A 20,476-nucleotide genomic window follows, 5' to 3' on the forward strand; every position below is an offset into this window, starting at 1 on the left:
TGTCGGCGGGTTCGCCTAGGTTGTTCTGCATGGCGAAGGCGACGGGGACGACGAAGGCGAAGCCGCAGTTCGCGTGCACCGAGTGCGGGTGGACATCCGCGCGCTGGATCGGACGCTGCGGCGAGTGCCAGGCCTGGGGCACGGTCGCCGAGGTCGGTGCACCGAAGGCCGCCCGGATCAGCGCCGGGCCGGTGTCGTCGCCGGCCATGCCGATCGCGAAGGTCTCCGTCATCGAGGCCGAGTCCCGCCCGACAGGCATTGCCGAGCTCGATCGCGTTCTCGGTGGCGGCGTCGTGCCGGGCGCCGTCATCCTGCTCGCCGGCGAGCCCGGGGTCGGCAAGTCGACGCTGCTGCTCGAGGTCGCCGCGCAGTCGGCTCGCCGCGGGCAGCGCACGCTCTACGTGTCGGGTGAGGAGTCGGCCGCCCAGGTCCGGCTGCGAGCCGGCCGGACCGACGCGCTGGTCGACGAGCTGTACCTCGCGGCCGAGACCGACCTGTCCGCGGTGGTCGGCCAGGTGGACGCGGTCGAGCCGACGTTCCTGGTGATCGACTCGGTGCAGACGATGGCGCATCCCGAGGTGGACGGCGCTCCCGGCGGCGTGACCCAGGTGCGTGAGGTCACCGGTGCCCTGGTGCGGCTGGCCAAGGAGCGGCACATCGCCGTCGTGCTGGTCGGCCACGTGACCAAGGACGGCGCGATCGCGGGGCCGCGGATGCTCGAGCACCTGGTCGACGTCGTGCTGGCCTTCGACGGCGACCGGCACTCCGGGTTCCGGATGGTGCGCGCGACGAAGAACCGGTTCGGTCCGTCCGACGAGGTCGGCTGCTTCGACATGGTCGACACCGGGATCGTCGAGGTGAGCGATCCGACCGGCCTGTTCGTCTCCGAGCACGCCGAGCCCGTCGCCGGGACGTGCGTGACCGTGATGATGGAGGGCCGCCGGCCGCTGCTGGCCGAGGTCCAGGCGCTGGTCGGCCCGTCCGCCGCGCCACAGCCGCGCCGGACCACCTCCGGACTCGAGTCGTCCCGGGTCGCGATGGTCCTCGCCGTCCTCGGCAACCGGGTCGGCCTCAAGCTGACCGACCAGGAGGTGTATGTCGCCACCGTCGGAGGCGTGAAGATCACCGAACCGGTGGCCGACCTGGCCGTCGCGATCGCGGTCGCGTCCTCGGTGATGGACCGTCCGATCCATCCCGGCCTGATCGCGATCGGCGAGGTCGGGCTGGCCGGTGAGGTGCGCCGCGTCGGCGGTCTGGAGAAGCGCCTGGCCGAGGCCGCCCGGCTCGGCTTCACCAAGGCGATCGTCCCCGCCGACATCCCCAACCGCGGCAAGGATCTCAAGCCGATGGACATCCAGGCCAAGTACGGCCTGCGCACCTTCGCCGCACCCGACCTGCCCTCTGCTCTGCTGGCCGCCGGCCTGACGTGACGCCTGTGTCCCTGCCCACACGATCGGGTGAGGGATGAGACGCGGGCTGCCCGGCGTCCGTGGACGGAACGTAGTCTGGTGACGCCCCCGCCGGGTTCAGTGCTGAACCTGGGATACCGCCCGGCGTTGCCGGATGACCTCAGGAGCACTCGAGATGACCGGATCCAGAGTTGTCGCGCTCGGCCACTATCAACCGGAGCGGGTGCTCACCAACGACGAGCTCGCCACCATGGTCGAGACCAGTGACGAATGGATCCAGAGCCGGGTCGGCATCCGCGAACGCCGGATCGCCGCGCCCGACGAGAGTGTCGACGAGATGGCCTGGCGAGCGGCCGACAAGGCCGTGGCCAACGCGGGCCTCGCCAAGGACGAGATCGACTACGTCGTGGTCGCCACCTGTACGGCGATCGACCGGTCACCGAACATCGCCGCCCGGGTCGCGGCCCGCCTCGGCCTCGGCAACCCGGCCGCGATCGACGTGAACACCGCCTGCTCGGGGTTCGCCTACGCACTGGCGATCGCCGACCAGGCGATCCGGGCCGGCGACGCGACGAAGGCGCTGGTGATCGGCGTGGAGAAGCTGAGCGACTGGACCGACTGGACCGACCGCACGACGTGCGTGCTGATCGGCGACGGCGCCGGCGCGGCCGTGGTGGTCGCGAGCGACGAGCGCGAGGTCGGTCCGGTGGTCTGGGGCTCGGTGCCGGAGATGTCGGACGCGGTCCGGATCGAGGGCCGCGAAGGCCCGTTCCAGCAGGAAGGCCTGAGCGTCTTCCGCTGGGCCACCACCCAGCTGCCCGAGATCGCCCAGCAGGTCTGCGCGAAGGCCGGGCTCAAGCCCGAGGATCTCGGCGGCGTGGTGCTGCACCAGGCCAACCTGCGCATCATCGAGCCGCTCGCGAAGCGACTCGGCGCGACCAACGCGGTGGTCGCGAAGGACGTCGTCGAGTCCGGCAACACGTCGGCGGCGAGCATCCCGATCGCCCTGTCCAAGCTGGTCGAGAAGCGGGAGATCCCGTCCGGCGCGCCGGTGCTGCTGTTCGGATTCGGCGGTGGCCTGTCGTACGCCGGCCAGGTCATCCGCTGCCCCTGACGCGGCAGACGCCGTACCCCGAACGCCGGGTTTCACGCGGGGAACCGGAACTGCACGGTCCGGATGCACGGGCGCCTGCACGCGCACGGGCGAACACCGTCGCGACCTGACCTGCCGAGCGACCGGTCGCCGGGTACTTCCGCGCGAACGCGGCGGCGTGACCGCATAGACTCAGGTTTCGTGGCTCCGAATTCCGACAAGAACAGCACCGGCGCCCGGATGCGCGCGACCCTCGCGGCGGTGGCTCCGGGTACCGAACTGCGCGAAGGCCTGGAACGGATCCTGCGCGGGCGTACCGGCGCCCTGCTCGTCCTGGGTCACGACAAGACCGTCGACTCGATCTCGACCGGCGGCTTCGAGATCGAGGTCGAGTTCACCGCGACCGGGCTGCGTGAGCTGAGCAAGATGGACGGCGCGATCATCCTCGACCGCGACGCCACCCAGCTGATCCGCGCCGCCGTGCACCTGATGCCCGACCCGTCCATCCACACCGACGAGACCGGTACCCGGCACCGCACCGCCGACCGGGTCGCGCGGCAGACCGGGTTCCCGGTGATCTCGGTGTCGCAGTCGATGCACATCATCGCGCTGTACGTCGACGACCAGCGCTACGTGCTGGAGGACTCCGGCGCCATCCTGTCCCGCGCCAACCAGGCCCTGGCCACTCTGGAGCGATACAAGCTGCGTCTGGACGAGGTGTCCGGCACCCTGTCCGCACTGGAGATCGAGGATCTCGTCACGGTCCGGGATGTGGCCGCTGTCGCGCAGCGGCTGGAGATGGTCCGCCGGATCGCCACCGAGATCGACGGGTACGTCGTCGAGCTCGGGACCGACGGCCGGTTGCTCACCCTCCAGCTGAACGAGCTGGTCGCCGGTGTCGCCGGCGAACGCGAGCTCGTGGTTCGCGACTACCTGCCGCCGGCCGCGGGCCGCCGGCCCAAGACGGCCGACGACGTACTGCTCGAGCTGGATGCGGTCAGCCCCACGGACCTGCTCGACATCGGGCAGGTCGCCCGGGCCCTGCAGCTGGGTGGCGCCGAGCAGCTCGACGCCGCCGTGACCCCGCGCGGCTACCGCCTGCTGGCCAAGGTGCCGCGCCTGCCGGGCGCCGTCATCGACCGGCTGATCGATCACTTCGGCCACCTGCAGAAGTTGCTGGCGGCAAGTATCGACGACCTGCAGACGGTCGAGGGCGTCGGCGAGAACCGCGCCCGCACGGTCCGCGAGGGCCTGTCCCGGCTGGCCGAATCCAGCATCCTCGAACGCTACGTCTGACTGTTCGCCAGCAACGCCCCCGGCTCGTGACCGAGCCCGGGGGCGCTTGCGTTTCCGGGGTACGGCGAGCAATACTCCACATGGAACATTTCGCGTGGAACACTCCGGGTGGAGGAAGATGGCCGACCTGACCCCGCTGGCGATCTCGGTGCTGGCGCTGCTCGAGGAGCGGCCGATGCACGCCTACGAGATGTACCAACTGCTGATCAGCCGGCACAACGACAGGATCGTCAAGGTCCGCCCCGGCTCGCTCTACCACACGGTCGAGCGGCTGGCCGGGCAGAACCTCGTCCGCGCGACCGGCACCGAACGCGCCGGGAACCGCCCCGAGCGGACGACGTACGAGATCACTCCGGAGGGCAGCGAGGCGCTGACCCGGCGGGTGGAAAGTGGTATCGAGAAGTACGTCTACGAGTACCCGCTCTTCCCGGTGGTGCTGAGCGAGGCACACAACCTGGACGCCGAGGACGCGGTGCTGCGGTTCCGCCGCCGCGTCGAGGACCTGGACCACTGGCTGGCCGATCTGGACGAAGTGGTCGGCGCCGCCCGGGCGGCGAAGGTGTACGAGCCGTACTGGATCGGCGGCGCCTACGTCCGCAGTCAGATCGCCGCGGAACGCGACTGGCTCGCCACCGTCATCGAACGTATCGAGAGCAAGGACTTGGAATGGCAACCCCGCAAGAAACAGTGAGGCCGGAGGTTCGGCCGTGGCCGGCGCTGTGGGCGCTGGTCCTCGGCTTCTTCATGATCCTGGTCGACTCGACCATCGTGTCGGTCGCGACCCCGGCGATCCTGAACGATCTCGGCACCGACGTAGGCAACGTCCTCTGGGTGACCAGCGCCTACCTGCTGGCGTACGCCGTACCGCTGCTGGTGACCGGGCGGCTCGGCGACCGGGTCGGGCCGAAGAAGGTCTACCTGACCGGTCTGGCCCTGTTCACGCTGGCCTCGGTCTGGTGCGGTTTCACCACCACGATCGGGATGCTGATCGTGGCCCGGGTCTTCCAGGGCCTCGGCGCGTCGATGATGACGCCGCAGACGATGGCGGTGATCACCCGGATCTTCCCGCCGGACCAGCGCGGCCGGGCGATGAGCCTGTGGGGCGCGACGGCCGGCGTGGCGACCCTGGTCGGCCCGATCCTGGGCGGTGTCCTGGTCGACGGTCTCGGCTGGCAGTGGATCTTCTTCGTGAACGCGCCGGTCGGGGTGGTCGGCTTCGTGCTGGCCATGCGGCTGGTGCCGAACCTGGAGACGCATCCGCACAAGTTCGACCTGATCGGCGTCGCGTTGAGCACGGCCGGTCTGTTCTGCCTGGTGTTCGGGATCCAGGAGGGTCAGAAGTACGACTGGGGCCAAATCAAGGGACCGATCTCGGTCTGGTCGCTGATCATCACCGGGCTGCTGCTGCTGGTGGTCTTCGTCGTCTGGCAGTCCCGCAACCGCGGTGAGCCGTTGCTGCCACTGGGCCTGTTCAAGGATCGCAACTTCTCACTGGCCAACATCGCGATCACCACGGTCGGCTTCGCGATCACCGCGATGGCGTTCCCGTTGATGCTGTACGCGCAGTCGGTGCGTGGCCTGAGCCCGACCCAGGCCGCGCTGCTGCTGGTCCCGATGGCGGTGATCTCCGGTGCGCTGGCGCCGTTCGTCGGCCGGCTGGTCGACCGGACGCCGCCGCGGTTCATCGCCGGCTTCGGGCTGCTCTGCTGCTCGGTGGCGATGTTCTGGCTGAGCCAGGTGATGGAGCCGGACCTGCCGATCTGGGAGCTGCTGCTGCCGATCGCACTTCTGGGTGTCGCGAACGGCTTCATGTGGGCTCCGATCGGCAGCACCGCGACGCGGAACCTGCCGATGCACCAAGCCGGAGCCGGCGCGGGTGTCTACAACACGACGCGCCAGGTCGGTGCCGTCCTCGGCAGCGCGGGCATCGCCGTACTGATCGAGTCCCGGCTGGCCCACAACCTGCCGGCTCTGCCAGGCGGTGCGCCTGCGGGCGAGGGTGCTGTTGCCGGAGGCAAGCTGCCGGAGGCGCTGGTGCAGGGATTCAGTGACTCGATGGCTCAGTCGCTGATCCTGCCGGGCGCCGTGCTGCTGATCGGTCTGGTCGCGGCGCTGATGTTCGCCAAGCCGGCGCACATGGCGCGGCCGGCCGACGTCCCGGGATCAAACGACCTGGAAGGCCTGCGCGGATGACGGATTGCCGTCGAAGACGGCCTTGACCACATAGGTACCGGGCTTGGCCACCGGCTGCCCCGGCAGGCAGCCGGGGCCGGACCGGTGGCCGTTCCAGGCCACGGCACTGACCGCTTGCTTGCCCTGAGCAACCACCAGGGTTGCGCGCTTGATCGCTTGCGCGCAATGGGTCGTGGTCCAGATCAGGTCGTTGCCCGACGTCACCGTCACGGTCAGCTGACCGGGATCGACACTCGCCTTGCACCCGTCCGAGACCGCGTCGAGCCGGACCACGAAGTTCAGCACGGACCCGGAGACGATCCGGCGGGTCGCGGGCAGTACGTCGACGCGCAGGTCGGATCCTTCGCACTTGGTGTCGCGCGGCGTCGGCGGCGGCGTGCTCTTGGCCGGCTTGTCGGTCTCTGTCGCCGTCGGTGTGGTGACCGGCGTCGGCGGCGGGGCGCTGCTCGGGTTCTGCTGCGGGCCGGACGCGGCCGAGTTCTGCGGATCCTCACCGCCGCCGGAGAACAGCCGGAGGACCAGGATGAACAGCAGCGCCAGGACGACGAGCACCAGTCCCCGGCGGAACCAGTACACGCTGGCGGGCAGATGCCCGACCGGACGGAGCAGGCTGCTCATGCTCGCACCCTAATATCGGCTCTGTGCTGGACCAGTCAGGCTCGCCGCTCACCGCCGCAGCTACCGCTCTGCACGAGCCGGTGCTGCGCTGGTACGACGCCAACGCCCGGGTGCTGCCGTGGCGGCAGCCCGACGCCGGTCCATGGGCGGTGATGGTCAGTGAGTTCATGCTGCAGCAGACACCGGTCAATCGGGTGCTGCCGGCGTACCACGCCTGGCTGGAACGGTGGCCGAAGCCGGTGGACCTGGCTGTAGAGCCGCCAGGTGAGGCTGTGCGGGCCTGGGACCGGCTCGGGTACCCACGGCGTGCGCTGCGGCTCCACGCGGCGGCACAAGCGATTGTGGAGCGCCACGGCGGCGAAGTACCGGACGACCACGATGCACTCCTCGCTCTGCCCGGTGTGGGCACCTACACGGCTGCAGCGATCGCGTCCTTCGCGTTCGGGCAACGGCACGCGGTCGTCGACACCAACGTGCGCCGGGTGCTCGCCAGAACTCTCACCGGCGTCGCACAGCCGACCATCTCACCCACTGCGGCCGATCAGCGGTTGGCAGTGACCGCATTGCCCGCAGACGAGCCGACAGCGGCCCGCTGGGCGGTTGCCTCGATGGAGCTCGGCGCCCTGATCTGCACAGCACGTACGCCGAAGTGCGGCGACTGCCCGATCCGCGACCGCTGCGCCTGGGTCCTCGCCGGCAGCCCGCCGTACGACGGTCCGCCACGCAGAGGGCAGACCTACGAAGGCACCGATCGCCAGGTCCGCGGCCGGCTGCTGGCCGTCCTGCGGGCCGAGTCAGGCGCCGTACCGAAGACGGCTCTGGACGCGTGCTGGCATGACGAGGTCCAGCGTGAGCGCGCGCTGGACGGCCTCGTGGCCGACGGCCTGGTCGAGCCGCTCCCGCGCGCTCGCTACCGGTTGCCGAACTGAGCGACCGGTCACTCGAACTGAAAGGCCGGCCCGAGGTTCTCGGGCCGGCCTGGTGTTTCAGTTCTTCTTGCTGCCGGTGGTGGCTTCTTCGTCGTCGTCGGCCAGCAGGTCGAGCGGCATCGCCGGGCTGCCGGACAGCGTCGCCAGCATCTGGCGGACGTTGGTCAGCTGCGCGTTGATGCTGTCGCGGCGCTGGGTCGCGGCGGCGAGCTCGCGCTCGGACTCGGCCCGGATCCGCTCCGCCTTGTCCTTGGCGGCGGCAACGATCTCCTGAGCCTGCCGGTTCGCGTCGGCCAGCTGCTGCTGAGCCAGCCGCTCCGCCTCGGAGCGGGAGCGGTCGGCTTCGCGCTGCACCTGGGCGGCGCGGTCGGTGACGGCGGCGAGCTGCTGCTCGGCCAGCGCGGTCCGGGCGGCGAACTCCTGCTCGACCTTGCCCCGGCGCTCGGCCAGGGTGGTCTCGAAGGCGGCCGCGGCCTGAGCGGACTTGGCCCGCTCCTGCTCGTACAGCGCCTGGGCCTCGCTGCGGCGCGCGGTCGCGTCGCGCTCGGCCTCGTCACGCATGTCGTCGGCCTGGGTGCGCGCCTCCTCCAGGATGCGGGCAGCCTCGGCGTCGACCTCGCTCTTCCAGTCCAGGGAGTACTGCTCGGCCTCCTTGCGGACCTTCTTGGCGTGCGCCTCGGCGTCGGCGACGATCGCCTCGGCGTCGGTGCGGGCCCGGGTGACCAGGTCGCGGGCCTCGTCGTCGGCCAGCGACAGGATCTTCGCCACCCGCTCACCGAACTCGGTGAAGGTGGGCGTCCGGTCCTTGTTGTCCTCCTGGGCGGAGATGACCGCCGACTCCGCGGCGTCCGTGCGCTGCTGCAACTCCTGGACGTGCCGCTGCAGCTGCTCGGACTGCTGCTGCAGCGCGGTCAGCGAGGTGGTCAGCTCACGGATGTGCTGGTCCACCTGGGCAGGCTCGTAGCCACGCAGAACGGTCCGGAACGGGGTTGGGCTTTCACTGCTCATGTCTTCTGATGCTCACTTCGGTGGGTGGGTGGATCACACATTGTCACTGACAAGGATCTGACTGTCACGTCCTCATCCTGATTCCCCCGTGGAACCCTCGCTGGATGACATTCCACCACCTGGACGGAATCCCGGTACAGCGAGTGCCTCGATCACACCCGAAAGCTGGGTGAGCTCCTTGGTGATCTCATCACGGCGCTGGTTCAGTGCCGCGACCCTCGCCTCGGCGTCGGCGAGAAGTTTTCGGGCCTGAGCACGCAGGTCGTCGGCATGCTCGCGGGCCTGCGCCTCGAGCTGCTGCGCCTCGGCGCGGGCCTTGCGGATCAGGTCGTGCGACTGACGCTGCGCATCGGCCAGATCGTTGGCGGCGCGCTCCCGCAGTACCTGCGTGCTCGCCTGCGCCTCGGCCTCGCGGCGGGTCGCCCGCTCGACGATCTCGCGGGCCTCGGTCTGTGCGTTGCCCTTCAGCTTGTCCACCCGGCTCTGCGCCTGGGCGGTGAGCTTGTCCGCCTCGTACTGCGCGCTCGCCAGCGTCGCCTCCGCCTGCTGGTTGGCCGTCGACAGCGTGGTCTCGGCCAGCGCGGTCAGCTCGGCGTTCTCCCTGGCGATGGCGTCCTGGGTCTGCTTCAGCCGGCTGGTCGTGCGACCGACCACGCGGCGCATGTGCGCCCGCTTCTGACGCAGAACCTCGGTCGCCTCGGCCTGGGCCTTCGCCCGGATCGACTCGGCCTCGGACTCGGCCGCACCGATCAGGTCGTCGACCGTCTTCTTGCTCCAGATGGTCTGCCGCTCGGCCTCCGCGAGCGCCGCCTCGGCCGCCTTGTTGGCGTCCTCGACGATCCGCTGCGCCTCGGCCGTCGCGGTACGGCGATCGGCCTCGATCGAGTCGACGACCAGCTTGGCCTGCGCGCGGGCGTCGGCCATCAGCCGCTCGTTGCCGGCCTCGGCCGCGGCCTTGCGCTCGGCGATCTCGGCGACTGCCTCGGCCCGCAGCTTGTCGATCTCGAGCGAGATCGAGGCCAGCTTGGCCCGCTCGGTCTCCTCGAGTTCGGCGGTCCGGCGCTCCAGCTCGGCCCGGTTCTCGCCGCGCAGCCGCTCGATCTCGGCGTGCGCCTCGGCGATCTCGACCCGCGCCTTCTCCCGGGCGCTCTCGACCGCGAGCTCCACCGACGCTCGCAGCTCGCTCGCCTCGGTCTCGGCGCGGGCGATCAGCTCGGCTTCGTTGCGCACCGCTGCCTGCGAGACCAGCGCGGCCTGCTCGCCGGCGTCGGCGACCAGCTGCTGGGCCTCACGACCGGCCCGCTCGATCGTCTGCTGTGCCGACTCCCGCGCCATCCGGGCGTCCTCGAGCAGTTCGTCGGCCTCTTCCTTCAGCCGCGCCGCCTCGGCCTCGGCGGCCGCGATCCGCCGGTCCGCCGCCGCTTGCGACTCGGCCCGCAACCGGTCGGCCGCCGCCTGGCTCTCGGTCCGCAGCTGCTCGGCCGCTGCCTCGGACTCGGCCCGGCGCCTGGCCACTTCGTCCGCCACGGCGGCCCGGAGTTGTTCGGCCGCGCTCTCCGACTCCGCCTTCAGCCGCTGCGCGATCGAGTTCGCCTCGGCCTGGACCCGCTGCGCCTCAGCGGTCGACTCGGCGTGCAGCTTCTGCGCCGCGGCCGCGGCATCCCGGCGTACTCGCTCCGCCTCGGCGGTCGACTCGGCGCGGAGCCGCTCGGCGGTGGTCTCCGCCTCGGCGCGGACCCGGTCGGCCTCGGCCTCGGACTCGTTCCGCAGCTGCTCGGCAGCCCGATCGGCGTCGTTCAGCAGGCGCTGCGCCGCGGCGTTCGCGTCGGTCCGCAGCTTCTGCGCCGCTGCCTCGGCGTCGGCCCGCAGCCGCTCGCTCTGGGCGCGGATCCGGCCGGCTTCCTCGCGGACGACGTCGTTCTCGTGCTCGGCCTGCTCGCGCAGGGTGTCCGCGATCCGCTGGGCTCGTTCGAGCACGCCACCCGCTTGCCGCACGCCAAAGGAACCGGTGTCGGCGACCGGTTCCTGGGTCAGTGGCAGACGCGGCGCGTCCATGCGACGAGATGATTCCATCCCCGGCCCCCTTTCCGACAGTCCGGGTCCATCAGCGTGGTCACAGGGTTACAACGCGGTACATGGGTGGCAGGTAACTTCTTTTTCATGCCGCTGCGCGATCTTCCCACCGAATCGAAGGCCGCGGCGGCCCTTCTTCGTACCGATGAGATCACGCACCGCAGGACCATACGACGAACGGGGTGGCAGGGTGTAACGCTCGCGTGTCTCAGTGTGGCCACAGTGCTCTCGGTGCTCGTCCCGGCCCCGGTGGGCACAGGCTGTTACCTCTGGCGGGCGACCACCCAGCCCGTGAACGGCCGCGGTGCGGCCCTGGTGCTGCCGGTCGCGATGGTCCTGCTGGTGCTCGCGGATCGCTTGTCCGCGGACCGATTCCAGCTTCGCCGGCAGATCAGATGGACCGGTACGACGGCGATCGCACTGGTCACCGTGGCGACCTGGACCGGCCTGGTCGCGCAGGGCCGCTCAGGTTGCACGACCTCACCGGCAGTGATCGGCACCATCGCCTGCGGGACCATCGCCACCGCGGTCGCGGCGCACTGGGTGATGCGCTCGCCCGCCCCGCCCGCACCCGTCGACGACGAGCCCGGCGAGGACGCCGAAGAACCTCTCAACCAGTCCGAATTGCGGGCAGTCTTTGTCCGACTGATGACCACCGTCGACAACTGGCCCTCGCTCCGGCTCCAGCCGATGCCTGTGCTCACCGGCGTCCTCGCCGTACTGCTGTTGGCCACCACGGTCCTGTCCTGGCGTGAACTGCTCGACCCGGTGGCGCTCGGCCCGACGGCTGCCGAGGCTGGTCTAGCCCGGTCTCAACTCTGGGAGATCCCGTCGGCCCGGACGTGGACCGTCGCCATCTGTCTGCTCGCGGTCGCAACATTGCTGTCGTCCGGCGTGGTACGTCGCGCCTTGGCCGTCGGCACTGGGACAGCGATGGTTGCCGGGGTGCTGTCGCACATGGTGTGGCTGCCACCGAGGCTGCCGAATGGTGTGGGATACCGGCCCGGTCTGGGTGCTTGGACCGCGCTCGGACTCGGCTTGCTGCTCGTTGCCGCAGGCATGGTGGGTGTGCGCGGCTTGCGAGTCGTTGCCGGTGCGGCCGTGGTCGGGCTGCTCGGCGGGCTGCTGCTTCCGTCGGCGACAGGAGCTGGGTATGCGCCCGAAGCGGCTGCCGGGAAGCCGCACCGGTTGCTGGATCTGCACGGTGGCCAACTGGTCGACCGCCTTGGCATGCGGGTGTCCATCGGTACGTCGGATGCCTTGGATTCGTTGGCCGGGAGACTCGACGGGTCGCCAGGGCAATGGCTGCTGGGGCGGACCGGATCCGAGAGCTCGACGGTGTTCGCGTACCGGGACGGAGTCGCGCTGCCACAGGTGACGCTGAACCACGGCGCCACTCCGCCGGCGCTGTGGGGCGTCGCCGACAACCGCATGGTCATGCTGGCCGGCGGAGCGCTCGGCAAGCCGTGGGCGATCCTGGCCGTGCCGCTCGACCTGGCGCAGGCCGACGTGAGCCTCAGCCACAAGGACCAGAACGGCGGGTACTACGTGACGCCCGGAGTACAGATCCTTGCGACCGGCATCGGTCCCGCACTCAGCCACCGCAACTCGGACCGGTCGATCGTGGTGTCGGGTTCGGCGACCACCTGGCAGATCCCCGCGAACCAGCTGCGACCGGGCATGGTGCTGAAGGACTTCGTGATCGACCCGGGTATCGGTGCACCAGGCAACGAGGTCTCCAGCGGCCCGGACGGTACGACGGCCTGGCGTACGAGCGAGACCGGGCTGGCGATCATCCGGCCGGGCGGAAAGCCGCAGCAGCTGACGGGGATCGCTCCGGCGGGCTGTCTGGTGAGCAGTGATGCGGCCAGCTCGTCCATGACCGTGGACGCGTTCGCGGTCGATGTGCGGGGCAACCTTTGGCTGGGTGGCGCTGCTCCTACCTCGGTGATCACGCCGGACGGCGTACTGCGGAAGCTGCCGGGTGGAGCCGATGGTGTCGAGAGCATCGAGGCCAAGCCGGACGGATCGGTGGTGCTGGGGGCGTCACCGGGTGGGGGCGACCAGGTGCTGGTGATTCCCGATGCGGCGACGGCGGCCGCGGCGTACCCGGCTGCACCGCCGCCTGATCGCCGGTGTGATCGGCGTACGGCGGTTGCCGGGACGACGACGTACACGGCGACCGACATGCCGGCGGTGCCGGTGGTGGATGGCCAGCCGGGCGCGGCCGGGGTGAGCTCTCAGCTGGCCCTGGACGCCGCTGGGAGGCTGGTTCGGGTTCGAGTGCCGTTGGCGGCGCGCGCGTGGGCTCCGGACGGTCAGGGCGGCGTGTGGTGGACCCTGCTCGATCGGCCGGGCGCGGAGACCGCCGTACACCTGGTGGACGGCCGGACGACGCGTGTGCACGATCCACGGCCGGTGCAGGGTGATCCGAAGGCCGAGTTCGCCGGGGCCGCTGGGGATCGGCTGGTGACTGCGATCAATACGAGTGTCTACAACCTCTACGGGCCGGGGAGCGCGGTACGTCGCGTGCAGGTGAAGGGCGCGCTGCGGCCCGACGGGTTGGTGCAGTTGCCGTCCGGTGCGGTGGCGATGGTTCTCGGCGAGCGACTCGTGCTCGTCGGGCCGGACGGGCGGTCGGTCACGCTGCTCGGTGGTTCGACGACCGGGTGGCCTGTCTCGGCGACCGGCGTACCGGCGTCGCAGCGGACGGCCGACGGGACGTGGTTCGCCGGGCCCGACGGCAAGCTCTGGGGGTACGACGGCAGCCACCTCGTCCGCGTGGACGCGCCGGGACGCATCACGGTCGTCGCGGGGCCGACCCAAGGTGTCCCGCAGGCCACCGATCACCTCACGGTCATCGGGTCGGCGCTCTACTTCCAGCTGGGCAACGATCTGATCCGCTTGGACGCCTCATGACCGAACTACCGGACGAGGAACTCCCGGGCCGTCTCGACGCGGCAGAAAGCGAGCTGGCCACTGCTGAGCATCAGTGGTTCGCCAGGGCCACGCTCTTCGCCGCACTGGCTACCGGGGTGGCCCTGCTGCTCCCGTGGACCTACAGCCGGCGCCTTGGCTTGTCCGTCTGGCAGCTCGGCATCGAGACCGAACCGGCCCTGGCCTTCACCTGGCTGGCCGGACTGGCCACCACTGTCGTCGGACTGCTCCTCAAACCCGGCCCCAAGTCCCAGGCAACCGCAGCCGTCACCACGATCATCACTCTGCTGTTCCTGGCCGCCACCTGGCAGGCCACCAACCCCGCCACGCCCGCCGACACCTGGACAGCCCCCGGCCCCGCCGTAGCCCTCGCCACCTCGCTGACCTGGCTCCTCACCACGCTCCCCCAGTTCTTCACCCCGCGCTCCCGGCCCGTGCCCCCATCCGCCCTGGCCCGAACGGTCACCCGCCTCCGTCGTACCCGCTGATCTCACCTACCGCGGATGCCCCTCGGCGCCGGTCACCTTGCCACCGATCAGCGGGAGCACCGAGATCGCCATGACGGCGGCCGCGACCAGCAGCATCGACCGGCTGCCCAGCCGGGCTCCACCGAGCCCGCCGACCAGACCGCCCACCGGGAACAGCGCATAGACCAGGAACCGTCGTACGGCGTTCACGCGCCCGAGCAGATCCGGCGGGGTGACCAACTGCCGCATGGTCAGCTGGCCGATCGTGTACACCGCACCAGACACCCCGCCGACGAACTGTCCGACCCCGACCAGCACCGCCGGAACCACGCCGAACGGGGCTGTCAGCAGGGCGATCGCGACCGCGGTCGTGAGGATCGCGACCATGACCGAGCGGCCGAATCCGAAGCGGGTGGCCGCCCAGTTCGCCAGCAGCCCTCCGACCACCCCACCGACGCCGGCGAGCATCGCAAGCAGGCCGACGAGTCCCGCCGAGAAGTGCAGCTCACGCACGAGGGCCAGCACCAGCGACGAGTCCCGGATCGCCACCGCGAACGCCCCGATGCCGGACGACAGGCACAGCGCGACCAGGACGCGATCCTTCAGCACGTACGCCAGGCCGCTCCGGATGTCGCCGATGATCCCCCTCCGCCCACTGATCCTCGCTGCCACGAGCTCGGGCGACCGCAGGAACAGCAGCAGAACCCCGGAGCAGACGTACGACACGGCATCGACGGCGACCGCAACCGTGGCGCCAACGAGCTGGACCAGACCACCGCCCAGGCCGTTCCCCGCGATGCCGGCCACCGAACCGTTCACCGAGATCGCGCTGTTCCCCGCGCCCAGCATCACGGGCGGGAGGACCCGCGGCACCATCGACGCCGAGGCCAGGTCGTTCACCAATGTCTGCGCCTGCACGAGGAACACAACGCCGTACAGGACGGGCATCGACAACAGGTCGAGCAGACCCAGGACCGGCACGGCGCCCAGACAGATCGCGCGGCCGAAGTCGGTGAGAACCAGCACGGCCCGTTGCGGCGACCGATCGATCAGCGCGCCCGCCACGAGGCTGAACAGCACGTGCGGTACGGCGTTCAGCGCCGTCAGGACGCCGACCTCCAGCGGTGACGCGTGCAGCACCACAGCCGCCAGCAACGGGATGGCCAGCACGGTCACCCCCGTGCCGAGCGCAGACACCAGGTGCGCGGCCCAGAGCCGCCGGAAGTCCGGATACCCACGCAGCGCCGCCAACCATCGGGGTCCAGCCAGCTCACTCATGTTCCGTACGACGAGGCGGCGCCGCGAATCGTCACCAGATCTGCTGCAAGAAAAATGCCGAGCGCGGCGAGCAATGTGCTCGCCGCGCTCGGCTTGCTGGAAGGCAGTCCCTCAGATCACGTGTCCTGCAGACCCGAGCTGCCACCGGCGGCCAGGTCGGTCAGCTCCAGGTCGGGGCTGCTCGCCTTCGGCGTACCGGTGAAGGTGAAGTACTCCGCCAGACCGTCGGAGTTGACCGTGCCCTCGGGGGCCGCGTCGACCAGAACGATCTGGCCCGGGCGCACCTCCCCGAACAGGATCTTCTCCGCCAGCACGTCCTCGACGTCGCGCTGGAGTGCGCGGCGCAGCGGACGGGCACCCAGGACCGGGTCGAAGCCACGCTTGGCGACCAGTTCCTTCGCCGCCGGGGTGAGCTCGATGCCCATGTCCTTGTCCTTGAGCCGCTCCTCCACCTGCCCGACCATCAGGTCGACGATCTTGATGATCTCGTCCGGGCCGTGCTGGTGGAACACCACGATCTCGTCGACGCGGTTCAGGAACTCGGGCCGGAAGTGCTGCTTGAGCTCCTCGGTGACCTTCGCCTTCATCTTCTCGTACGAACCCGAGGTGTCGCTGGCCTGCGAGAAGCCGAGGCTGACGGCCTTCGCGATGTCCTTCGTCCCGAGGTTCGTGGTCATGATGATGATGGTGTTCTTGAAGTCGACCACGCGGCCCTGGGCGTCGGTCAGACGACCCTCGTCCAGGATCTGCAGCAGCGAGTTGAAGATGTCCGGGTGGGCCTTCTCCACCTCGTCGAACAGCACCACGCTGAACGGCTTGCGGCGCACCTTCTCGGTCAGCTGACCGCCCTCTTCGTACCCGACGTAGCCAGGCGGGGACCCGAACAACCGGGACGCCGTGTGCTTCTCGGAGTACTCCGACATGTCCAGGCTGATCAGTGCCGACTGGTCACCGAACAGGAACTCGGTCAGTGCCTTCGACAGCTCGGTCTTACCGACGCCGGACGGGCCGGCGAAGATGAACGAGCCGCTCGGGCGGCGCGGGTCCTTCAGGCCTGCACGAGTACGCCGGATGGAGCGCGACACCGCCTTCACGGCGTCCTCCTGGCCGATGTACTTCTTGTGCAGCTCCTTCTCCATGTCGAGCAGCCGGGTCGACTCCTCCTCGGTCAGCTTGAAGACCGGGATGCCGGTGGCCGTGCTGAGCACCTCGGCGATCAGCTCCTCGTCCACCTCGGCGACGACGTCCATGTCGCCGGCCTTCCACTGCTTCTCCCGCTCCGACTTGGCGTTGATCAGCTTCTTCTCGTCGTCGCGAAGGCTCGCGGCGCGCTCGAAGTCCTGCGCGTCGATCGCCGACTCCTTCTCCCGGCGCACGTTCGCGATCTTCTCGTCGAACTCACGCAGGTCCGGCGGAGCCGTCATCCGGCGGATCCGCAGCCGGGCCCCGGCCTCGTCGATCAGGTCGATCGCCTTGTCCGGCAGGAACCGGTCGGAGATGTACCGGTCGGCCATCTGCGCGGCGTTCACCAGCGCGGCGTCGGTGATGGTCACCCGGTGGTGGGCCTCGTAGCGGTCCCGCAGGCCCTTGAGGATCTCGATCGTGTGGGCGATCGAGGGCTCGGCCACCTGGATCGGCTGGAACCGGCGCTCCAGCGCGGCGTCCTTCTCGACGTACTTGCGGTACTCGTCGAGGGTGGTGGCACCGATGGTCTGCAGTTCGCCGCGGGCCAGCATCGGCTTCAGGATGCTCGCCGCGTCGATCGCGCCCTCGGCCGCGCCGGCCCCGACGAGGGTGTGGATCTCGTCGATGAACAGCACGATGTCACCGCGGGTGCGGATCTCCTTGAGCACCTTCTTCAGGCGTTCCTCGAAATCACCTCGATAGCGGGACCCCGCTACGAGTGCGCCCAGGTCAAGTGAGTAGATCTGCTTGTCCTTCAGCGTCTCCGGGACGTCACCACGGACGATCTGCTGGGCCAGACCCTCCACGATGGCGGTCTTGCCGACGCCCGGCTCACCGATCAGGACAGGGTTGTTCTTGGTCCGCCGGGACAGCACCTGCATGACCCGCTCGATCTCCATCTCGCGCCCGATCACCGGGTCGAGTTTCGATTCGCGGGCGGACTGGGTGTAGTTCCGGCCGAACTGGTCGAGCACCAGCGAGCTGCTGGGAGCACCCTCGGCGGCTGGGCCACCGGCGGACGCCGTCTCCTTGCCCTGGTACCCGCTCAGCAGCTGGATGACCTGCTGCCGGACCTTGTTCAGGTCCGCGCCGAGCTTGACCAGGACCTGCGCGGCGACACCCTCACCCTCGCGGATGAGGCCGAGCAGGATGTGCTCGGTGCCGATGTAGTTGTGGCCCAGTTGCAGGGCCTCGCGCAGGGAGAGCTCCAGCACCTTCTTGGCGCGGGGGGTGAACGGGATGTGCCCGCTCGGTGCCTGCTGCCCCTGGCCGATGATCTCTTCGACCTGGGAGCGGACGGCCTCGAGCGAGATACCCAGGCTCTCGAGAGCCTTGGCGGCGACACCCTCACCCTCGTGGATCAGGCCGAGCAGGATGTGCTCGGTCCCGATGTAGTTGTGGCTGAGCATCCTGGCCTCTTCCTGAGCCAGGACGACTACCCGACGGGCGCGGTCCGTAAATCGTTCAAACATCGCCAAAGCGCTCCTTGCCTCAGAGGAGTCGGACGTGCCGTGTAGGCCGACCCCCGTACATGCATGCTAGTCCCCGGTGCCGACAGGCTCGCTCTGGGCGAACAAAAGAACACTGCTCGATCGGCCACCCGGGACGCATCACAAGGGAAGAACCCCACGGCTCTCCAGCGTGTTCCCGTCCGGCCAGGATCGGACAGCGTGTTCGCCACCAGCGAATTCACCGAACTACCTGCCGGAGCAACCATCCGCTTCCGATCCCCGGTCACCGGGGCGTCCACACTGTGAAACAACCGGAATGCGGACGGTCCCGGCACCCTGGTGGGCGCCGGGACCGGCAGGTCCGTGGGAATTACTTGGCTTCGTTGTACGCCGCGCGTACCTCGGCCGAGATCCGGCCCCGCTCGCTCACCTCGTAGCCGTTCTCCTTGGCCCAGGCCCTGATGTCGGCGGAGTCCGACGCCGACCGGCCGCGGCCCCGCGCCCGGCCCGCGGCACCGCGGCGACCGGACACCCGGCGCGCCGAGCCGACGTACCCGGCCATGGCGTCGCGCAGCTTGGCGGCATTCTTCTTCGACAGGTCGATCTCGTACGTCGTGCCGTCCAGCCCGAAGGTCACGGTCTCGTCGGCCTTACCTCCGTCGAGGTCGTCCTCGAGAACTACCTGCACCCTTTGCGCCATCGATGACAGTCCTTTCCGCGCCCGCCACCGGGCACAATCCCCCTGCCGAATTGTTCGCACCTGATTTGTACCGCACAAACCGCCTTCGTGTCATTCACCACCCGGAATGACACGGAAAGATGTGACCAAAACCTTCGGTTCGGTGAGGTACGGGCGACACTGTGCTCCGACGGTGACCTTCAGTATTCAGCCGGGCCGGTGGATCGTAACTCGGGCTGGACCGGAATCAATTGGCCCCCGGGAATTGCATGGCCCGGAGGTTGTGCTATGCAACGAACCTCCGGGCCGGTTTCCTGAATCACTCGGGTGCGGGCGGAATCACTCCGGGCGCAGCAACGGGAACAGAATCGTCTCCCGGATACCGGCGCCGGTGAACAGCATCACCAGCCGGTCCAGGCCCATCCCCATCCCGCCGGCCGGCGGCATCCCGAACTCCATCGCGCGCAGGAAGTCCTCGTCCAGCTCCATCGCCTCCGGGTCGCCGGCTGCGGCCAGCAACGACTGTGCCACCAGGCGTTCCCGCTGGATCACCGGATCGTTCAGCTCCGAGTAGGCGGTACCCAGCTCGACGCCGTTCACGATCAGGTCCCAGGCCTCGACCAGTCCGGGAATTTCGCGGTGCGGCTTCGCCAGCGGCCGCGCCGACTCCGGATAGTCACGGACAAAGGTGGGCTGGATCAGCGTGTGCTCGACCAGCTTCTCGAACAACTCCACCGCGATCTCACCGGCATTCCAGCCCGGCTGCAGCTCGACGTCGTGCTGCTCGGCCAGCTTGGTCAGCGCGGCCACGTCGGTGGTCACGTCGACGGTCTCACCGACGGCTTCGGAGACGAGGCCGAAAAGCGTCGCATGCCGGAACGGCTGCTCCAGATCGATGTCCGAACCGTCGCGCGCGGTGATCGTGGTCCGGCCGATCGCACGACCGGCGTTCCGCATCAGCTCGGCGAAGAGTTCGGCCATCGTGTCGTAATCGCCGTACGCCTCATACGCCTCGATCATCGAGAATTCCGCCGCATGGGTGGAGTCGAGTCCCTCGTTGCGGAACGTCCGGCCGATCTCGAAGACCCGGTCGACGCCGCCGATCATCGCCCGCTTGAGATCCAGCTCGAGCGCGATCCGCAGCTTCATCTCCTGGTCGAACGCGTTCAGGTGGGTCGAGAACGGCCGCGCCGCGGCGCCGCCGTTGGTCAGCTGCAGCACCGGCGTCTCGACCTCGATGAAGTCGTGCGCGTCGAAGGTCGCCCGCAGTGACTTCAGTACGGCGGCCTTGTTCCGGACCATCTCGCGCGCCTCCGGGCGGACGATCAGGTCGACGTACCGCAGCCGGACCCGGGCCTCCTCGTTCAGCGGCTTGTGCTCGTTCGGGAGCGGGCGCAGGGTCTTGGCGGCCATCTGCCAGCCGGTCGCCTGCACCGACAGTTCACCGCGACGGCTGGTGATCACCTCGCCCTGGACGGACAGCAGGTCGCCGATGTCGACGAGTTGCTTGAACCGGGCAAGCCCCTCGTCGCCGAGGTCGGCCACCGACAGCATCACCTGGAGCTCGGTCCCGTCACCCTCGCGCAGCCGGACGAAGCACAGCTTGCCGGTGTTGCGGAGGAAGATGACCCGTCCGGCCACCGAGACGTGCTCGCCGGTCCGGGTGTCCGGCTCCAGTTCCTGTCCGTCGTACTTCGCCCGCAGGTCCTTCAGCAGGTGCGTCCGCGGCACCGAGATCGGGTACGGCTGCACTCCCTCCGCCAGCAGGCGGTCACGCTTCTCCCGGCGAACCCGCATCTGCTCGGGCAGGTCGTCCTGCCCGCTGTCGGGGTTCACCGGGTTCACGTGTGCGTCTGTCAT

At 69.5% G+C, this 20,476-nt stretch carries 15 protein-coding genes; 8 read left to right on the top strand and 7 right to left on the bottom strand.

The genetic code is table 11. The features are described from left to right. Nucleotides 1–29: 29 nt before the first annotated feature. From radA to ACGFH6_RS05825, 5 genes are all read left to right on the top strand, one after another. On the top strand, nucleotides 30–1,430 hold the full coding sequence (gene radA / locus ACGFH6_RS05805) for a DNA repair protein RadA (protein ID WP_393380823.1): 1,401 nt from the start codon (nucleotides 30–32) through the stop codon (nucleotides 1,428–1,430). 154 nt (nucleotides 1,431–1,584) lie between these two features. Next, complete coding sequence (locus ACGFH6_RS05810) at nucleotides 1,585–2,523, top strand: beta-ketoacyl-ACP synthase III (protein ID WP_393380824.1); 939 nt, start codon at nucleotides 1,585–1,587, stop codon at nucleotides 2,521–2,523. Between the two features lie 219 nt (nucleotides 2,524–2,742). Next, entirely contained in the window at nucleotides 2,743–3,798 is a 1,056-nt protein-coding gene (gene disA, locus ACGFH6_RS05815) for a DNA integrity scanning diadenylate cyclase DisA (RefSeq protein ID WP_393381159.1), read from the top strand. A gap of 118 nt (nucleotides 3,799–3,916) precedes the next feature. After that, on the top strand, nucleotides 3,917–4,489 hold the full coding sequence (locus ACGFH6_RS05820; protein WP_393380826.1) for a PadR family transcriptional regulator: 573 nt from the start codon (nucleotides 3,917–3,919) through the stop codon (nucleotides 4,487–4,489). Further along, nucleotides 4,465–5,991: a DHA2 family efflux MFS transporter permease subunit gene (locus ACGFH6_RS05825; RefSeq protein ID WP_393380828.1), complete on the top strand. Its 1,527-nt coding sequence runs from the start codon at nucleotides 4,465–4,467 to the stop codon at nucleotides 5,989–5,991. Before ACGFH6_RS05820 ends, ACGFH6_RS05825 begins: the two co-directional genes overlap by 25 nt. Here the strand turns inward: ACGFH6_RS05825 and ACGFH6_RS05830 are convergent. Beyond that, nucleotides 5,962–6,609: a hypothetical protein gene (locus ACGFH6_RS05830; RefSeq protein ID WP_393380829.1), complete on the bottom strand. Its 648-nt coding sequence runs from the start codon at nucleotides 6,607–6,609 to the stop codon at nucleotides 5,962–5,964. The two genes, ACGFH6_RS05825 and ACGFH6_RS05830, sit on opposite strands and share 30 nt — an antisense overlap. A gap of 23 nt (nucleotides 6,610–6,632) precedes the next feature. On the opposite strand from ACGFH6_RS05830, the gene ACGFH6_RS05835 reads away from it, so the two are divergent. After that, the gene (locus ACGFH6_RS05835) at nucleotides 6,633–7,538 is read left to right on the top strand and encodes an A/G-specific adenine glycosylase (protein WP_393380831.1); all 906 of its coding nucleotides are present in this window, start codon (nucleotides 6,633–6,635) and stop codon (nucleotides 7,536–7,538) included. A 57-nt stretch (nucleotides 7,539–7,595) separates the two neighbouring features. Here ACGFH6_RS05835 and ACGFH6_RS05840 read toward each other — a convergent pair whose 3' ends face one another. Continuing rightward, nucleotides 7,596–8,546: a DivIVA domain-containing protein gene (locus ACGFH6_RS05840; protein WP_131512584.1), complete on the bottom strand. Its 951-nt coding sequence runs from the start codon at nucleotides 8,544–8,546 to the stop codon at nucleotides 7,596–7,598. 72 nt (nucleotides 8,547–8,618) lie between these two features. After that, nucleotides 8,619–10,601 carry a kinetoplast-associated-like protein gene (locus ACGFH6_RS05845; protein ID WP_393380833.1) on the bottom strand — a complete coding sequence of 661 codons (1,983 nt, stop codon included), beginning with the start codon at nucleotides 10,599–10,601 and terminating at the stop codon, nucleotides 8,619–8,621. A 249-nt stretch (nucleotides 10,602–10,850) separates the two neighbouring features. Between ACGFH6_RS05845 and ACGFH6_RS05850 the strand changes: the two genes are divergently transcribed. Next, nucleotides 10,851–13,538, top strand: coding sequence for a hypothetical protein (locus ACGFH6_RS05850; RefSeq protein WP_393380834.1), 2,688 nt, complete (start codon nucleotides 10,851–10,853; stop codon nucleotides 13,536–13,538). Continuing rightward, nucleotides 13,535–14,044 (top strand): hypothetical protein, encoded by a 510-nt coding sequence (locus ACGFH6_RS05855; RefSeq protein ID WP_393380836.1) that lies wholly within the window; start codon nucleotides 13,535–13,537, stop codon nucleotides 14,042–14,044. The genes ACGFH6_RS05850 and ACGFH6_RS05855 overlap by 4 nt, the downstream gene beginning before the upstream one ends. Before the next feature lie 6 nt (nucleotides 14,045–14,050). On the opposite strand, the gene ACGFH6_RS05860 is transcribed toward ACGFH6_RS05855, so the two are convergent. The 4 genes from ACGFH6_RS05860 to lysS form a co-directional block, all read right to left on the bottom strand. Beyond that, on the bottom strand, nucleotides 14,051–15,301 hold the full coding sequence (locus ACGFH6_RS05860) for an MFS transporter (RefSeq protein WP_393380838.1): 1,251 nt from the start codon (nucleotides 15,299–15,301) through the stop codon (nucleotides 14,051–14,053). Between the two features lie 116 nt (nucleotides 15,302–15,417). Next, nucleotides 15,418–17,958, bottom strand: coding sequence for an ATP-dependent Clp protease ATP-binding subunit (locus ACGFH6_RS05865; protein ID WP_360449803.1), 2,541 nt, complete (start codon nucleotides 17,956–17,958; stop codon nucleotides 15,418–15,420). A 349-nt stretch (nucleotides 17,959–18,307) separates the two neighbouring features. Further along, complete coding sequence (locus ACGFH6_RS05870; protein ID WP_131360032.1) at nucleotides 18,308–18,637, bottom strand: Lsr2 family protein; 330 nt, start codon at nucleotides 18,635–18,637, stop codon at nucleotides 18,308–18,310. 318 nt (nucleotides 18,638–18,955) lie between these two features. Next, on the bottom strand, nucleotides 18,956–20,476 hold the full coding sequence (gene lysS / locus ACGFH6_RS05875; protein WP_393380840.1) for a lysine--tRNA ligase: 1,521 nt from the start codon (nucleotides 20,474–20,476) through the stop codon (nucleotides 18,956–18,958).

Origin of the sequence: Kribbella sp. NPDC049227, assembly GCF_043197265.1 — a bacterium.
Lineage (GTDB): Bacteria > Actinomycetota > Actinomycetes > Propionibacteriales > Kribbellaceae > Kribbella.